Origin of the sequence: Clostridium sp. D5 (assembly GCF_000190355.1) — a bacterium.
Classification (GTDB): Bacteria; Bacillota; Clostridia; order Lachnospirales; family Lachnospiraceae; genus Faecalicatena; species Faecalicatena fissicatena_A.
This window is the reverse complement of the sequence record NZ_GL870814.1, coordinates 295,416-312,962: the sequence shown is the minus strand read 5'-3', so window position 1 is coordinate 312,962 and position 17,547 is coordinate 295,416. Positions and strand designations below refer to the sequence as shown.

18 protein-coding genes are annotated in these 17,547 nt (G+C 44.6%); all 18 read left to right on the top strand.

What is annotated here, in order from left to right; genetic code table 11:
* Positions 1 to 133 precede the first annotated feature (133 nt).
* A complete protein-coding gene (locus HMPREF0240_RS14985; protein WP_009004269.1) occupies positions 134 to 1,999 on the top strand; it encodes a TIGR03960 family B12-binding radical SAM protein in 1,866 nt (621 codons plus the stop codon).
* A complete protein-coding gene (locus tag HMPREF0240_RS14980) occupies positions 1,983 to 2,699 on the top strand; it encodes a TIGR03936 family radical SAM-associated protein (protein ID WP_035313592.1) in 717 nt (238 codons plus the stop codon). The genes HMPREF0240_RS14985 and HMPREF0240_RS14980 overlap by 17 nt, the downstream gene beginning before the upstream one ends.
* Positions 2,696 to 3,892, top strand: coding sequence for a ribonuclease E/G (locus HMPREF0240_RS14975; protein ID WP_009004267.1), 1,197 nt, complete (start codon positions 2,696 to 2,698; stop codon positions 3,890 to 3,892). Before HMPREF0240_RS14980 ends, HMPREF0240_RS14975 begins: the two co-directional genes overlap by 4 nt.
* 254 nt (positions 3,893 to 4,146) lie before the next feature.
* A complete protein-coding gene (locus HMPREF0240_RS14970) occupies positions 4,147 to 5,043 on the top strand; it encodes a radical SAM protein (protein WP_198137802.1) in 897 nt (298 codons plus the stop codon).
* A gap of 25 nt (positions 5,044 to 5,068) precedes the next feature.
* Positions 5,069 to 5,548, top strand: coding sequence for a Cys-tRNA(Pro) deacylase (ybaK, locus tag HMPREF0240_RS14965; RefSeq protein ID WP_009004265.1), 480 nt, complete (start codon positions 5,069 to 5,071; stop codon positions 5,546 to 5,548).
* Positions 5,549 to 5,786: 238 nt separating this feature from the next.
* Entirely contained in the window at positions 5,787 to 7,106 is a 1,320-nt protein-coding gene (locus HMPREF0240_RS14960; RefSeq protein WP_009004264.1) for an aspartate kinase, read from the top strand.
* 21 nt (positions 7,107 to 7,127) lie between these two features.
* A complete protein-coding gene (locus HMPREF0240_RS14955) occupies positions 7,128 to 7,541 on the top strand; it encodes a CBS domain-containing protein (protein ID WP_009004263.1) in 414 nt (137 codons plus the stop codon).
* A 12-nt stretch (positions 7,542 to 7,553) separates the two neighbouring features.
* A complete protein-coding gene (locus tag HMPREF0240_RS14950; protein ID WP_009004262.1) occupies positions 7,554 to 8,336 on the top strand; it encodes an amidohydrolase family protein in 783 nt (260 codons plus the stop codon).
* A 109-nt stretch (positions 8,337 to 8,445) separates the two neighbouring features.
* A complete protein-coding gene (rplU, locus tag HMPREF0240_RS14945; RefSeq protein ID WP_009004261.1) occupies positions 8,446 to 8,754 on the top strand; it encodes a 50S ribosomal protein L21 in 309 nt (102 codons plus the stop codon).
* 12 nt (positions 8,755 to 8,766) lie between these two features.
* Positions 8,767 to 9,111 (top strand): ribosomal-processing cysteine protease Prp, encoded by a 345-nt coding sequence (locus HMPREF0240_RS14940; protein WP_009004260.1) that lies wholly within the window; start codon positions 8,767 to 8,769, stop codon positions 9,109 to 9,111.
* Between the two features lie 5 nt (positions 9,112 to 9,116).
* The gene (gene rpmA, locus HMPREF0240_RS14935) at positions 9,117 to 9,401 is read left to right on the top strand and encodes a 50S ribosomal protein L27 (RefSeq protein WP_009004259.1); all 285 of its coding nucleotides are present in this window, start codon (positions 9,117 to 9,119) and stop codon (positions 9,399 to 9,401) included.
* Between the two features lie 329 nt (positions 9,402 to 9,730).
* Positions 9,731 to 11,014 carry a GTPase ObgE gene (gene obgE / locus HMPREF0240_RS14930; protein ID WP_009004258.1) on the top strand — a complete coding sequence of 428 codons (1,284 nt, stop codon included), beginning with the start codon at positions 9,731 to 9,733 and terminating at the stop codon, positions 11,012 to 11,014.
* A 17-nt stretch (positions 11,015 to 11,031) separates the two neighbouring features.
* Complete coding sequence (gene yhbY / locus HMPREF0240_RS14925) at positions 11,032 to 11,322, top strand: ribosome assembly RNA-binding protein YhbY (RefSeq protein ID WP_009004257.1); 291 nt, start codon at positions 11,032 to 11,034, stop codon at positions 11,320 to 11,322.
* Between the two features lie 9 nt (positions 11,323 to 11,331).
* Positions 11,332 to 11,946, top strand: coding sequence for a nicotinate-nucleotide adenylyltransferase (nadD, locus tag HMPREF0240_RS14920; protein ID WP_009004256.1), 615 nt, complete (start codon positions 11,332 to 11,334; stop codon positions 11,944 to 11,946).
* Positions 11,943 to 12,509, top strand: a complete 567-nt coding sequence (gene yqeK / locus HMPREF0240_RS14915; RefSeq protein WP_009004255.1) for a bis(5'-nucleosyl)-tetraphosphatase (symmetrical) YqeK — start codon at positions 11,943 to 11,945, stop codon at positions 12,507 to 12,509. The genes nadD and yqeK overlap by 4 nt, the downstream gene beginning before the upstream one ends.
* 21 nt (positions 12,510 to 12,530) lie before the next feature.
* A complete protein-coding gene (rsfS, locus tag HMPREF0240_RS14910) occupies positions 12,531 to 12,881 on the top strand; it encodes a ribosome silencing factor (RefSeq protein WP_009004254.1) in 351 nt (116 codons plus the stop codon).
* A gap of 25 nt (positions 12,882 to 12,906) precedes the next feature.
* Positions 12,907 to 14,379: an extracellular solute-binding protein gene (locus HMPREF0240_RS14905; RefSeq protein WP_347462616.1), complete on the top strand. Its 1,473-nt coding sequence runs from the start codon at positions 12,907 to 12,909 to the stop codon at positions 14,377 to 14,379.
* Positions 14,380 to 14,433: 54 nt separating this feature from the next.
* Positions 14,434 to 17,439 (top strand): EAL domain-containing protein, encoded by a 3,006-nt coding sequence (locus HMPREF0240_RS14900; RefSeq protein ID WP_009004252.1) that lies wholly within the window; start codon positions 14,434 to 14,436, stop codon positions 17,437 to 17,439.
* Positions 17,440 to 17,547 lie beyond the last annotated feature (108 nt).

The window sequence follows — 17,547 nt, the reverse complement described above, 5'->3', positions numbered from 1 at the left end:
AATAAAATATCTACTTGAAGTTCTTTCTGAGAATGCGTATAATTAAGCAGGCATGCACGATGTCTGCATAAGGATTAAACAGTGTACAAGCAGGAATTTTCTTGCTTCATTCACATAATAACAAGGAGAAATAATGAGAAAATTAGCGTTAAGTGACGAAATATTATTAAATATTGAAAAACCTGCCCGGTATATCGGCAATGAGGTGAATTCGGTAATGAAAGACCCGGAAAAGGTAGACATTCGATTTGCCTTATCTTTTCCGGACGTTCTGGAGATCGGAATGTCCCATCTGGGGATCCAGATTTTGTACGATCTTTTTAACCGGCGCGGGGATGTATGGTGTGAAAGGGTATATTCTCCATGGATCGATCTGGATAAAGTGTTGCGTGAGCAGAGCATACCGCTGTTTGCTCTGGAATCTCAGGATCCGGTTAAGAACTTTGACTTCCTGGGCATTACGATCCAGTATGAGATGTGTTATACCAACATACTGCAGATATTGGATCTGAGCCAGATTCCGCTTCACAGTGCAGACCGCACCTGGGAGGATCCGATTGTAATAGGAGGCGGCCCCTGTACCTATAATCCCGAGCCCCTGGCGGAGTTCTTTGATCTGTTTTATATAGGAGAAGGGGAGACGGTCTATGATGAACTGCTGGATCTGTATAAGTCCTGCCGGAGCAGTAATTGCAGCCGCATGGAGTTTCTGAGGAAGGCGGCGGGGATTGAGGGTATCTATGTCCCGATTTTCTACGAAGCAGAATATCACGAAGACGGTACGTTGAAATCTTTTTCACCGACAGAGCCGGGAATTCCTGTCACAGTAAAAAAACAGATTGTAATGGATGTGACAAAAGCGCTCTATCCGATGAAGCCTGTTGTACCTTTTATCAAGGCAACCCAGGACCGGGTTGTGCTGGAGATTCAGCGTGGCTGTATCCGCGGCTGCAGATTCTGCCAGGCCGGGATGCTGTACCGTCCAACACGGGAGCGCGATGTGGAGACGCTGAAGGAATATGCCCGTGTCATGCTGAAGAATACAGGACACGAAGAAATATCTCTGAGCTCTCTGAGTTCCAGTGACTATTCTGAACTGAAGGAACTGGTGAACTTTTTAATAGAAGAATTTAAGGATAAAAGTATAAACATTTCCCTGCCGTCCCTGCGGATCGATGCCTTTTCACTGGATGTGATGCAGCAGGTGCAGGATATCCGTAAAAGCAGCCTGACATTTGCACCCGAGGCGGGTTCACAAAGGATGAGGAATGTAATTAATAAAGGTCTCACGGAAGAAATGATTCTGGAAGGGGCCGGACAGGCCTTCGAGGGGGGCTGGTCCAAGGTGAAGCTGTACTTTATGCTGGGACTTCCTACTGAGACAGAGGAGGATATGAAGGAGATCGCAAGGCTTTCCGACCGGATTGCCAGGAGATACTATGAGATTCCAAAGGAAGAGCGTCACGGGAAATGCCAGATTACAGCGAGTACATCCTTCTTTGTACCGAAGCCGTTTACACCGTTCCAATGGTCGCCAATGTGCACCAGCGAGGAGTATATGCACAGAGCTTCTGTTGTGAAACATGAATTTCAGGAACAGTTGAACAGAAAGAGCATGAAATATAACTGGCATGATGCGGAGGTAACTGTTCTGGAGGGTGTATTTGCACGTGGCGACAGAAGAGTAGGAAAGGTGATTGAGGAGGCATACAGACTTGGCTGCCTCTTTGATGCATGGACAGAGACATTCTGCAATGAAAAATGGATACAGGCATTTCAAAATACAGGGATTGATATTGCATTTTATACGACCCGGGAAAGAGATCTGGATGAATTGCTGCCCTGGGATTTTATTGATATCGGGGTCAGCAAGAGTTTTATGAAAAAAGAATGGGAGAGAGCGCTGGAAGGCGTTGTCACACCGAATTGTAAGATGCAGTGCTCCGGATGCGGTGCGGCACAATTTGGAGGAGGTGTCTGCTATGAAGGTAAGAATTAAGTTCAGAAAGTATGGTGCTCTGAGATTTATCGGACACCTGGATGTAATGCGTTTTTTTCAAAAAGCTATGAGACGGGCGGATATCCCGATCGCTTTTACCGGCGGGTACAGTCCCCATATGATTATGTCGTTTGCTAACCCGCTGGGAATCGGTCTTTCCAGTGACGGGGAATATTTTGATATTGAGCTGAGAGAGTATATCTCCAGCAAAGATGCTGTCAGCCGGCTGAATGCGGCTATGGTGGAAGGAATCGAAGTTGTCAGCTTCCGGCAGATTGCGGAAGAAAAGAAAATGACAGGTATGGCAATTGTTGCGGCAGCTGACTACCGCACTACAGTGAAAAACGAGGTTTTTCCTGAAAACTGGCAGGAAAAGCTGACCGAATTTATGGCACAGCCTGAAATACGGATTGTGAAGCAGACAAAACGCAGTGAAAACGAAGTGGATATTAAGCCCATGATCTATCGGCTGGAAGCGGGCGGCGATGCTGTCAGTATGCAGGTGGCTGCCGGAAGTGTCCAGAATCTGAAGCCGGGACTTGTCATGGAGGCGTTCTGCCGTTTTCTGGGAGTGGAGTTTGAGGAAGGCAATTTCTTACATCACAGACTTGAAATGTATGCGGATATGGGACAAGGCGGTGTAAGAGATCTTATAACACTGGAAGAACTGGGATGTGAAATGGAGATGGAGACAGCATGACTTCAAGAAAAGTTCTTATGATGAAAGAGGATGAAAAGGCCTGGATATTTCTTCTGGAGGACGATGAAATTGTGGAGATACACTGTGACAAAGCAGATGCCGCCGGAGCAGAAAGGCATGTGCTCGGCAATATCTATGTCGGCAGAGTAAAAAATATTGTCCCGAATATCGGAGCGGCTTTTATAGAGATAGAAAGCGGCGTGGAATGTTATTATGACATGAGCCAGGCCGCGAATGCCCTGTTTACGCATAAAGCTGGCAGGAAACCTCTGTGTATCGGGGACGAACTGGTTGTCCAGATCAGCAAGGAGGCGGTGAAAACAAAAGCACCGACTGTCAGCAGCAATCTGAGCTTTACCGGCAGATATGCAATCCTTACAACTGGAAATACAAGAATCGGAACTTCCGGCAAACTGCCGAAAGCACAGCGCGAAGAATTAAAAGAACGGCTTCTGCCGTATAAAAATGAAGAATATGGACTTATTATCCGCACCAATGCCGGCGATGCTGAATTTGACCAGATTCTAGAAGAAATTAAAAGTCTGGAACAAAACTACAGTGTTCTGAAGAAAACGGCCGGTACAAGGACTTGCTTTACATGTCTGCAGCAGGCTCCCCCGGCTTATATATCCGACCTGAAAAATGTGTATACCGAAGGTCTGACTGAAATTATAATTGAGGATGAAGAGCTTTACGGACAGGTCAGGGAATATTATAAAAAGGAACAGCCCTTCGAACTGGACAAGCTCAGATTGTACCATGACGGGCAGCTTTCTCTTGCAAAACTGTACAATACCCATACTGTCCTGGAACGGGCACTGAGTGAACGGGTATGGCTTAAAACTGGTGCATATTTGGTAATCCAGTATACAGAAGCACTGACCGTGATTGATGTAAACTCGGGAAAATGCAATGCAAAAAAGAACCCTCTGGAAACTTACCTGAAAATCAATCTGGAGGCTGCAAGAGAAGTTGCAAAGCAGATGCGCCTGCGGAATCTTTCCGGAATTATTATCGTGGATTTTATTAACCTGGATGATGCAGATGCTACCAGAGAACTTTTAAAAACCTTCCGCCAGCATCTCTCCAAAGATCCGATTCAGGCAACGCTGGTGGATGTAACTGAATTACAGCTTGTTGAATTGACCCGAAAAAAAGTCCGCAGGCCTCTTTATGAGAGCATTGCAGAATAATTTTTTTACGTTTTTAGAATTGTATAATTGTATACAACTTTTAAAAAGTAAAACAAGGGTAATAAGCAAGAAGAAATGTAAGTAAAAAAACATAGTATTCATGTATACAATTCTAAAATGAGTTTGATGAATGAATACCGCATAAAATATAAACAGGAAAAGTAATTGTATACAAAAATACAATCTGAAATCATGCCGAAAGCGCACTAATAAGGACCTGTAAAGTCAGGAGATCAGGAAAAGGGCTGTTAATTATGGAGTACATTCCAGCTAAAACGATAATCACACGCTCTAAAAAACCGGAATATTGGTTTGGAACAGAGTATAATATGAATATTTATAAAGGGTGCTGTCATGGATGTATATACTGTGACAGTCGTTCGGATTGTTATGGCATCACTTCATTTGATACGGTCAGGGCAAAAGAAAACGCCCTGACAATTATACGTGATGAACTGCGCAGAAAAACAAAACGGGGCGTAATTTCTACCGGGGCCATGAGCGATCCTTACAATCCATTTGAAAAGGAACTGGAACTTACGCGGCATGCATTGGAGCTATGCAATGCATTTGAGTTCGGGATCGCGGTTGCCACGAAGAGCAGGCTGCTGGCAAGAGATATTGATGTTCTTGAAGATATTAAAGAGCATTCACCGGTACTGTGCAAAGTTACAATCACGACTTCTGACGATGCCCTGGCAAAAAAGATAGAACCAGGTGTACCGCCGTCTTCGGAACGCTTTGCATTAATCCGTGAACTGACAGAACATGGAATATACGCGGGTGTTCTTTTGATGCCCGTCCTTCCTTTTCTTGAAGATTCCGATGAAAATATCCGAAGAATTGTACACATGGCAGGTGAAGCGGGGGCAAAGTTTATTTATCCTGCTTTTGGAGTGACGCTGCGTGAAAACCAGAGGGAATGGTACTTTGACAGGCTGAATCATCTGTTTCCGGGAGAGCAGATTGCAGAAAAATATCAGAAGAAATTTGGGTATTCCTATGAATGCAGAAGCCCGCGGTCACGGCAGTTGTGGAAGGTTTTTACAAAAGAGTGCCAGGACGCGGGAATTCTGTACCAGATGCAGGATATCATATCGAGTTATAAACGGCCATATCAGTTAGAACAGCTCAGCCTGTTTGATTTATGAAAAGAATACGAACCAGGAGGAGACCATGAGTAAAAAGGAATTGAAGACAAATGCCATGCGCATATTGGACAGATATAAGATATCTTATGAATATCAGACTTACGAATGCGATGAATTCGTGGATGGAATTACAACTGCCGACAAGGCGGGCCTGCCTCATGACAGAGTATATAAGACGCTTGTAACAACCGGAAAAAGCGGAATGCACTATGTGTTCGTGATTCCCATTGAGGCAGAACTGGACATGAAAAAAGCAGCCCGGTCAGCAGGAGAAAAATCACTGGAAATGCTGCCTGTAAAAGAGATCACTCCTGTGACAGGATATGTTAGGGGCGGATGTACCGCAATCGGGATGAAAAAGTCTTTTCCTACTATAATAAATGAAACTGCACAGGGGCTGGATTATCTATATGTCAGCGGAGGAAAACTGGGCATGCAGCTGAAGCTGGCCCCCGGTGATCTGAAAAGGGCCGCAGGTGCAGAGTATGCAGATGTTATTTACTGAATTTGCAGAAAATGGAGTTTGGGATTAGATTTATGAATAAAAATGCAGGATTTTTTGTCTGAAAATGCAAAAAAATAAGAAATAATAGATTTACAAGCGGGAATGACTGCGTTATAATAGTTTACCGAGAGCGCAGAAATTTTGAAAAGGTTTTTACTGTCATGCAGCATCTGGCTTTACACGGAGGAATGATGCAGGATAAGGGATACCTTTCTATGTATATTGGAGGAAATGAGGAATGAAAAAAGTAGTAAAATTTGGCGGAAGTTCTTTGGCCAGTGCCGAGCAGTTTAAAAAGGTTGGGGATATCATACGTTCTGATGAATCCAGACGATATGTTGTACCGTCTGCACCCGGAAAGCGGTTTTCAGGCGACACGAAGGTGACTGATATGCTCTACAGCTGTTACGGAACAGCAATCAAGGAAAAGAACTTTACAGATTTGCTATCTGAAATTCAAGACAGATATAATGAAATTATAGAAGGATTGAATCTGACTCTTTCCCTGGATGAAGATTTTGAGATGATCCGCGAAAATTTCGGCAAGAAGGCCGGAAGAGATTATGCTGCATCCAGAGGCGAATACCTGAACGGCAAGGTGGCTGCAGCATATCTTGGATTCGAGTTTGTAGATGCGGCAGAGGTGATCCGTTTTAATGAAGACGGAACTTTCAATGATAAGGTGACAAACGATCTGCTCGCTGCCCGTCTCAAGGATGTTACGCACGCCGTAATTCCGGGATTTTACGGTGCAAAAGAGGATGGAACGGTTGCAACATTCTCAAGAGGCGGTTCTGACGTCACAGGTTCACTTGTTGCACTGGCCGTTTCAGCGGATTTATATGAAAACTGGACAGATGTTTCAGGCTTTCTGATTGCAGACCCCCGGATTGTCAAAAACCCAAAATCTATAGAGACGATTACATATAAAGAACTGCGGGAGCTTTCCTACATGGGGGCAAGCGTGCTTCACGAGGATGCCATCTTTCCGGTAAGAAAAGCCGGAATACCGATTAACATCCGCAATACCAATGCGCCGCAGGATAAAGGAACATTAATTGTAGAAGGAACTTGCAGACAGCCAAAGTATACCATTACCGGTATTGCTGGTACAGATGGTTTCGCTTCCATCACAGTTGAAAAGGCGATGATGAACTCCGAGATTGGCTTCTGCCGTAAAGTGCTTCAGGTATTTGAGGCAAACGATATTTCTATTGAGCATATGCCGTCCGGAATTGATACGATGACGATATTTGTCCATAAGGATGAATTCGAGGAGAAAGAGCAGCAGGTACTTGCGGGAATCCACAAGGAGGTGGATCCTGACCATATCGAACTGGAATCAGATCTTGCACTGATTGCTATTGTAGGCCGGGGAATGCGTGCTACCCGCGGAACAGCGGGCAGGATTTTCTCAGCCCTTGCCCATGCGCATATTAATGTTAAAATGATTGACCAGGGGTCCAGTGAGCTGAATATTATCGTAGGTGTCAGACATGATGATTTTAAAAATGCCATCAGAGCCCTGTATGAAATTTTTGTATTAACACAAATCTAAGGAAAGGTAACGGATTTAGTTATGAACATTCTGTTCTTTTTAAAACCGAAAAATGAAGTTGCTTATATCTATAATGACTGTACGCTGCGTCAAGTGCTGGAGACAATGGAGTACCACAAGTACGCATCCATTCCGATGCTGAACCGGGAGGGCGAATTTGTGGGGACGGTCACAGAAGGCGATCTGCTCTGGGGGATCAAGTCTTATAAAAATCTGGATATCAAAAGTGCTGAGACTATTTTTATTCGTGATTTCCCGCGCAAGGCAAACTTTGATGTGGTTCCTGCCGATGCGGACATGGAAGATCTTGTAAAGACGGCTATGAACCAGAACTTTGTGCCCGTTGTGGATGACCAGAATAAATTTATCGGTATTATCACCCGCAGAAGCATTATAGAGTACTGTTATGATAAGTTGAATGATTGCGATAAGTAGAGGCAAAATAATATGATCGATTTTCATACACACATTTTCCCAGATAAAATTGCCGGCAAAACATTGGGGTTTTTGAGCGCCAGATGCAGAACCGTTCCCTTTACAGACGGAACGGCCGATGGTTTAAAAGCTTCCGGGCAGAAAGCTGGCATGGATATTTCCATAGCCCTCCCGGTGGTTACAAAACCGGCCCAGTTCGAAAGTATTAACCGCTTTGCAGCACAGTTTCAGGAAGGGGAGATTATCTCGTTCGGCGGACTCCATCCTGACAGCAGTGACTACAGGAGCGAGCTGCGTACTCTGAAAGATATGGGGGTTAAGGGGATTAAGCTGCATCCTGCATATCAGGAGACCATGTTTAACGATATCCGCTACAAACGAATTGTTTCTTATGCATCAGAGCTGGGGTTTATCATTACAGTGCACGGCGGCTATGACCCGGGATATCCGGACTGTATTTACTGTGCGCCGCAGATGGCTGCTGAAGTGATTGATGAAGTGCAGCCGGAAAAGCTGGTAATTGCCCATATGGGAGGGTTTAAGTGCTGGGATGATGTTGAACGCTGTATCGTGGGAAAGCAGGTTTATCTGGATACGGCTGTAGTATTTGGTGAGATTGATGACGGACAGTTCGTGCGCATCTGCAGGAATCATGGCACGGACAAGATTTTATTTGCTACAGATTCTCCATGGACCGGGCAGGCAGAATCTGCAGAATACATGAACAGGCTTCCGTTCACAGAGACGGAGAAAAACAGGATTTTTGACGAAAATGCCAGAAAACTATTGACTTAATAAATTTTCGTGTGCTATACTACAACGGTATGCCGCGCAATGAGGTTTATAAGTTCTGTCGTTCTGACAGACACCGTAATTGGCGAGTAATGATAATAGGAGGTGCCATATGTACGCAATTATAGCAACAGGTGGTAAACAGTACAAAGTAGCCGAAGGCGATATCATTAAAGTAGAAAAACTTGGGGTAGAGGCTGGCGAGACTTATACATTTGACCAGGTACTTGCAGTGAACAACGACAATCTTGTTGTTGGAAATCCGACAGTCGAAGGTGTAACAGTTACAGCTTCTGTAATTGGCGACGGCAAAGCTAAAAAAGTTGTCGTTTACAAGTATAAGAGAAAATCTGGATACCATAAGAAAAATGGTCACAGACAGCAGTATACTGCAGTTAAGATTGACAAGATCAACGCATAACCCGGTGACAGAATGATTAAAGTAACGATTTATAAGACTGACAAGCATGAATATGTAGGTTTTGATGCACAGGGACATGCCGGATACTCTGATGAGGGTATGGACATTGTATGTGCAGCGGCCTCAGCGCTGATTATCAATACGATAAATGCGATTGAGAGATATACATCTGATGAGATCTCTGTTGTGACAGATGACTCGGAAGATGCACAGGGGCTGATTCAGTTCAGATTTACCGGTGAGAAGCCTACACATGATGCTGATCTGCTGTTAAAGACTATGATTCTTGGGTTGGGAGAAATAGAAGATGACAGCGAATATGAACCATACATTGATATTATCTTCGAGGAGGTGTAATAACCATGATGAAGTTGAACCTTCAGTATTTTGCTCATAAAAAGGGAGTTGGTTCTTCCAAGAACGGCCGTGACTCTGAGTCTAAAAGATTAGGTGCCAAAAGAGCTGACGGACAGTTCGTTAAAGCCGGCAATATCCTTTACAGACAGCGTGGAACAAGAATTCATCCAGGCGTGAATGTAGGACGCGGCGGAGATGACACACTGTTTGCTTTAGTAGATGGTGTTGTCAGATACGAGAGAAAAGGAAGAGATAAGAAACAGGTTTCTATCTATCCAGTAGCTGAATAATTAGTTTAGCACACACGGCCTCAGACCTAACAGTCTGAGGCCTGTTTATTATCTTATAGGAAAGTTCGCCTATAAGATAATAAAGCCCTCCCGGCGGGATGCGCACTGCGGCGTAAGATGTAGATGTCGCGATGCGACCGCCGCAGGCGCGAGTTTCGCAAGCGAAACTCTATTTTATTCTGAGAAATATCAACAGTTCAGGCTTGCCTAAACTGTTACATAGGATATGTGAAATCAGGGAATTATGAATAGTAAAAGGAATTATGTTGTGATATAATAAGAAAGATATTGAATTGGAAAAAAATAGATAATAGAAAAGGATATATAATATGTTTGCAGATAGAGCGAAAATTTTCATAAGATCCGGAAAAGGCGGGGACGGGCACTGCAGCTTTCGGAGGGAACTTTATGTTCCAAACGGCGGACCGGACGGTGGCGATGGGGGAAAAGGCGGCGACCTGATTTTTGAAATAGATGAGGGCCTGAATACGCTGGTAGACTTCCGTCATAAAAGAAAATACGCGGCCAGCGACGGCGAGGAAGGCGGTAAGCGCCGCTGCCACGGAAAAGACGGTAAAGATCTTGTATTGAAAGTACCGGAAGGAACCGTACTGAAAGAATCGAGAACAGGAAAAGTCATTGCAGATATGTCCGGGGATAACCGACGCCAGATCGTTTTAAAAGGCGGCAGAGGAGGACTTGGCAATCAGCATTTTGCAACCTCCACCATGCAGGTGCCGAAGTATGCACAGCCCGGACAGCCGGCCATGGAACTGGAGGTAAACCTGGAGCTGAAGGTCATCGCAGACGTTGGCCTGATTGGATTTCCGAATGTCGGAAAGTCAACGCTGCTTTCCCGGGTTACGAATGCCGATCCGAAGATAGCCAATTATCACTTTACAACGTTGAATCCGAATCTTGGAGTGGTAGATCTGGAAGGCGCCAAGGGATTTGTTATGGCAGATATTCCAGGACTGATTGAAGGAGCTTCCGAAGGCATCGGACTCGGACATGAATTCCTGCGCCATATCGAACGGACAAAGATGATGATCCATGTGGTCGATGCGGCGGGCACGGAGGGCCGTGACCCGGTGGATGATATCTATAAAATCAATGCAGAACTGACAGCCTATAATCCAGAGATTGCAAAGCGTCCGCAGGTGATTGCCGCCAACAAGACAGACCTGATATACAGCGAAGATGAAGATCCTGTGGACAGGCTGAGGGCGGAATTTGAGCCAAAAGGAATGAAAGTATTCCCTATTTCAGGAGTATCCGGCCAGGGAATCTCAGAGCTTTTATATTATGTGAGCGGACAGCTCCAGAATATGGATGTAAAGCCTGTTGTGTTTGAGCAGGAATATTTCCCTGAGGATGAGCTGATCTATGAAGATCTGCCTTATACAGTGGAGAAAGAAGGCGAACTGTATGTCGTGGAAGGTCCGAAGATCGAAAAGATGCTTGGTTACACGAACCTGGATTCTGAGAAGGGCTTTGCGTTCTTCCAGAAGTTCTTAAAAGATTCCGGCATCCTGAAAGACCTGGAACAGGCGGGCATCCAGGAGGGTGAAACAGTTAAGATGTACGGTTTACAGTTTGACTATTATAAATAAACAGGAGATAAAATAGAATGACAACAAAACAGAGAGCTTATTTAAAAAGCCTTGCCATGACAATGGACCCGATCTTTCAGATCGGTAAGTCCAGTATTACTCCGGGACTTACCGAAGCAATTTCAGAAGCCCTGGAAGCCAGAGAGCTGATTAAGATCAGCGTCCTGCAGAACTGCGCAGATGATCCGAGAGAACTGGCAGAACTGGTTGCAGGACGGACACGTTCCCAGGTTGTACAGGTTATCGGCAAGAAGATTGTATTATACAGGGAAGGAAAAGACGACAAGAAAAAGATCGTACTTCCGTAGGAGGATTTTATGAGAATCGGCATCATGGGAGGCACATTTGACCCGATCCATATAGGGCATTTGCTTTTGGGTGAATTTGCCTTTGAAGAGTTTAAGCTGGACGAAGTATGGTTTTTACCGAATGGTAATCCACCTCACAAAGATACAGAAGAGATGGACACCCTGCTCACTCACAGGATTGAGATGGTAAGGGCAGCGATCAGCGGTTCTCCGCACTTTAAGCTGTCCCTGCACGAGGCCAGGGCAGGGGTTCATTCCTACACTTACCGGACGATGCTGGAGTTCCATGAACAGTATCCGGGCAACGAATTTTATTTTATACTGGGAGCAGATTCTCTGTTTTCCATTGAACAGTGGAAGTATTTCAAAGAGATATTTCCTACCTGTACGATACTCGCTGCCATGAGAGACGACAAGGATGTGGGAGATATGAAGAAACAGATTGTATATCTGAAAGAGACGTATGGGGCCGATATTAAACTGCTCCGGGCACCACTTCTTGAGATTTCTTCAACGACGATCCGGGAGAGGGCTGCGAAGGGACTGACGGTACATTATTTTGTGCCTGACGCAGTGGCTGAATATATAAAAGAACATCATTTATACAGGGAAGTGGAGTCATGACGGATATTACGGGAATTCAAAAAAAACTGGAGAAAAGATTAAAACCCGAACGCTATGAGCATACGCTGGGAGTCATGTATACCGCAGCTTCGCTTGCCATGTGTCATGACGCGGATATAAGCAAAGCTATGCTGGCTGGGCTGCTTCATGACTGCGGAAAGTACTGCTCCGGCAAGGAACAGATCAGATTATGCAGGGAATTCAATATTACGCTGACTGAGTCTGAGAGAAAGATGCCTGCCCTGATACATGCAAAGCTGGGGGCATATCTTGCGGAACATGAATATAATATTAAGGATTCTGATATCCTGGGCGCTATCACTTATCACACCACGGGAAAGCCGGAGATGTCGCTGCTTGAGAAGATCATTTACATCGCCGACTATATCGAGCCGGGCAGGCAGGAGATTCCTGTTCTGAGTGAAGTGAGAAGTGCAGCATTTTCAAATCTGAACAGGGCGGTGGCGCTCAGTGCCGGTTCTACTATTTCATATTTGCAGAATGTGGGCAGGGAGATTGACCCGGCGACTGTCAGAACTTATGAATTTTATCACACAAATTAAGAAGGTAAAGGAGATTAATGTATGGAACAGGCAAGAAAAATGGCGCGTATCGCCTGTAAAGCGCTGGATGAAAAGAAGGGGGAGGACATTAAGGTGATAGACATTGCCGGTGTCTCCGTGCTTGCGGATTATTTCATAATAGCCAACGGCAGTAATGAAAGCCAGGTGAGGGCTCTGGTTGACAATGTTGAAGAATGCCTCCATAAAGCGGGCTTCGTACTAAAACAGCGTGAAGGCTATGGAACTGCAAGCTGGGTGCTGCTCGACTTCGGCGATATTATCGTGCACATTTTCGATAAGGAGAACCGACTGTTTTATGATCTGGAACGCATCTGGCGTGACGGGGTGGATGTAGATATCGAGGCGCTGTAACAGGTAAGCGGATGAAGGAGATACAATGATGAAGCGCGTATATAAAGCTGCAGTCTGCTTAATAACAGCTGCCATTCTTTGCCTGACAGCCGGGTGTTCTTCTGCAGAAGAAAAAACAAAAGAAAAAGAGAGCCTGCTGGATCCGAAGAAGCCGGTATCAATTGAGGTCTGGCACTATTATAATGGTGCACAGCAGGATGCATTTAACGAGCTGGTGGCAGCGTTCAATGAGAGCCGGGGAAAAGAACTGGGGATTAAGGTGAAGGCATCCAGTCTTGGAAATGTGGCTGACCTGGAAGAGAATGTTCTGGCCTCCATCGACGGAAAAGTGGGAGCCAAGGATATCCCGAATGTATTTGCGGCTTATGCAGACACGGCCTATGCGGTAGATCAGAAAGGCATGGCTGTGGATTTGATGGGATATATGACTGAGGATGAGATCAGTGAATATATGAACAGCTATATTGATGAAGGTAAATTTTCTTCAGAGGACACCCTGAAGATATTCCCGATTGCCAAAGCAACAGAAGTTTTTATGCTGAATAAGACAGACTGGGATAAGTTTGCTGATGCTACAGGTGCTTCTCTTGAGGATATCTCCACAATTGAAGGAATTACAGCTACATCAAAGGCGTATTATGAATGGACAGACAGCATAACAGATAAGCCGGATGACGGGATTGCTTTCTTTGGCAGAGACGCCATGGCCAATTACTTTATCATAGGGGCACGCCAGCTGGGTACAGAGATTTTCTCTGTCAAGGACGGTAAGCCGGCCCTGAATTTTGATAAGGATATTGTACGAATGCTTTGGGATAATTATTACGTGCCCTATATCAATGGTTATTTTGCTTCCTCCGGAAAGTTCCGCAGTGACGATATAAAGACTGGAAATATACTGGCATTTGTCGGCTCTTCAGCCGGAGCAACATTTTTCCCGGATCAGGTAACCCTGGATGATGAAAATACATATCCGATAGAGATGCAGGCTTTTGAGTGTCCGCGCTTTGAAGACGGCGAAAAGTATTCTGTACAGCAGGGTGCCGGTATGGTTGTCATGGAAAAGGAAGATAAGGCGGAGATAGAAGCTTCCGTGGAATTCCTGAAATGGTTTACAGATACGGACCGCAATATAAAGTTTGCGGTAACGTCCGGATATCTGCCTGTTAAAAAAGAGGCCAATGACAAAGAGCTCATTAATAAAAGTATTGACAGCACGGATGACAGCGTTATTCAGGTTCTGGATGCCTCTCTGACACAGATTGAAGAAACTACATTATATACGACCCGTGCCTTTGAAAATGGCACTGATGCACGTAATGTACTGGAGTATTCATTGTCAGACAAAGCAAGCGCGGACAGAGAAGCGGTAGAAACCGCAATACAAGGCGGCGTGTCCAGAGAAGAGGCTGTCAGCAAGTTTGATACAGATGAGAACTTTGAAAGCTGGTATGAGGAGACGCTGGCTTCTCTGGAAAAATTGGTGGACAATAAATAAAATCCGGTTCTGCATAAAACGTATGGCAGATTGAAGAGAGGAGGGCATAGCGGAATGCGTATTAACAGACGAAAGGCACAGCCTATACTGAGAAGAATGCTGATTCCCATGGTCCTCCTTACTTTAACTGAAGTGATGCTTCTTTCGGGAACTTTTATATTCGGGGGAGCAATCCAGGAGCTCGATGAGAATGCCAAAGGCATTGTACAGGGAAAGGTATCAAATCGTACAAGTTACCTGCAGAATGAGATGATCAACAGCTGGTCCAATGTCTCTTATACAATTCAGGTTATCAATGAGACGGCGGAAAAATTTGACCAGGACGGTACGATCGACCTTGATAATATAGGGAAAAACTCTGATGCCTGTTTCCCGCTTGTCTCAGAGATTTCCGGAAATCTGATCGAAATGCTTCGTTCCAATAAAGTGACCGGAGCATTTGTTGTTTTTAATACAGATGATCCGGAAATGCTGAGGAAGCAGAAGTCATTTTCGCGGCCGGGCGTCTATTTCCGGGATCTGGATCCCGATACAAGCGCTTCTGTCCGCAACAGCGATCTGCTGATCGAGAGAGGTTCCGTTGACCTTGTACATAGCCTGGACATTGCTACGGACAGTGCATGGAAGCCGCAGTTTATATTTAAAGCGGAAAATGAGGAGACTTACGACTTATTACTGAATCCCCAGGAACAGGGCTATAAGAACCCTGAAGCAGCTTCGCTGACAGAACTGGGTTACTGGGGGAAGCCGCATACGCTCACGGACGATGATAAGATAATGATATCCTACACTGTACCTCTGATTACTTCAACAGGTAAAGTCTATGGTACTCTGGGGATGGAAATCACTCTGGATTATCTTGCTACGATGCTTCCATCCGAAGAACTAATGAAAGATAAGCCTTCTTCCTATCTGCTTATTGTAAAAGATGCGAAAACAGGAGATTATATGACCGTTTTTTCATCCGACGATAGTATTGTACCAAATATGGAAATCCTGGATGTGTCAAGTACAAATAACGGAGAGCTTTATTTCACCGGGACTGATAATGAACGCTATAATATGGATATGGAATATCTGCAGCTTTATGATTCCAACGGCCCCTTCGAATCCGACCAGTGGGGACTTGCAGGAGCAGTTAAGGAACACGATCTGACTGAGTTTTCCAGTCATATTATGTCCTATATTATCGTTGCAATTATTCTGACAATCATTATGGGGATAGCTGGCAGCGTGCTTGTAAGTTTTATGATATCCCGGCCGATCCACCTGGTTTCAAAAAATATACAGCGGATGGACACGAAGAGAAAAATAAGGCTCCCAAGGACGAATATTTATGAGTTTGATCAGTTGGAAGAGTCTATTGAAAAGCTGAGCCGTGATGTGATAGATTCTGCAACGAAGTTTACACAGATCCTGAACAAAGCAAGTATACGGATAGCAGGATTTGAGATTGATATGAATAGTAAAACTCTCTTTATGACGGATGGCTTTTTTCATATATTTGGCAAAGAGATTGTTTCTGCCAGGAATATGGATGTGGAGTCATTCATCAGAGAGATGAAAGAGCTGGAAGTCTATAAAGAGGAGGAAGCCGAAGACTATGTACTGTATAAAATGCCATACAGGGAAAAGGAAATTTATATCAGGCTCAGTTATTCCAGCCTGGAAGACAAAAGAGTAATTGGGATTGTGGAGGATATTACAAAAACCATACAGGAGAAGCAGCTGATTGAACACGAACGCGACCATGATCTTCTTACAGGCCTGAAAAACAGGAGGGCATTCCAGCGGATTATGCAGCAGCTCTTTGAGAAAGGCGAGACATGTCTGAAAAAGGCGGCGCTGGTTATGATGGATTTGGATAATCTGAAGCAGATCAATGACAAGTTCGGGCATGATTACGGTGATAAATATATCCAGGCTGCTGCGGACAGTTTCCGCAAATATACACCTTCCAACACGATTATATCGCGTAATTCAGGGGATGAGTTCTATATTTTCTTTTATGGATACGATACGGAGGAGGAGATCACTCGGATTCTTTCGGGGTTGAAAAAGGGGATTGATCAGGAATATATCCTGCTTCCGCCCATGCAGCGGCTGAAATTAAAAATGTCCGGAGGTATTTCCTGGTATCCAAGAGATTCCCGCCATTACGGGCAGCTCCTGCAGTATTCTGATTTTGCCATGTATCAGGTGAAACACTCTACTAAAGGTGAAATCAGCGATTTTGACCTGGGTGCTTATCACAGCGAAGAATATATATCACAGAACCGCAGGGAGCTGACAGAGCTTCTGGAACGTGAAAAAGTAGAGTATTATTTCCAGCCCATCGTAGATGCGCATACCGGAGAGATATATGCCTATGAGGCCCTTATGAGGGGAACAATGCCGACATTACGCAATCCGGCAGAAATCCTGGCACTGGCAAGGGAAGAACATAAACTGGACAAAGTAGAAGAACTGACATGGAAAATGGCAACTTCCACATTTGTTCAGCATGTTAGAAATAAACGGATCAAACCGGATTGCAAAGTATTTATTAATTCGCTGGCGGATTACAGGCTGAGCAACCGGATGATTGAGTTTATCGAATCCGAGTGCAAAGGGTATCTGGATCATTTTGTATTTGAAATTACCGAGTATGCAGAGACGGATAAAGAAGCCATGGATGTAAAACGGGTTCTTGTGAACCGCTGGAATACCGATTTTGCACTGGATGATTATGGAAGCGGGTATAATGGCGAAAGAATCCTTATTGAACTTGCCCCTAAGTATATTAAAATTGACAGAGAGATTATATCCGGCATTCACCTTAATATCGATAAGCAGAAGATTGTGGAAAATACAATTTCCTATGCAAAAGAGCGGAATATCAAAGTCATTGCAGAAGGAATAGAGATGGAACAGGAGATGCATAAGGCGATGGAACTGGGCGTTGATTATATGCAGGGATATTATCTGGCACGTCCATATACGGAGCCACCTCAGATAAGCGAATATATTTTGGAACAGATCAGAAAAGACCGAAAAGGGATCCCGACGGAATGCAGTTAGGATTATAGTCATTAGAAACACAAGCGTGCAATAATTGAGCAGAAAAGTGATAAAGACATGCAGCCTTGAGGCTGCGTGTCTTTATTTGATATTGCCTTTGTTTAATTA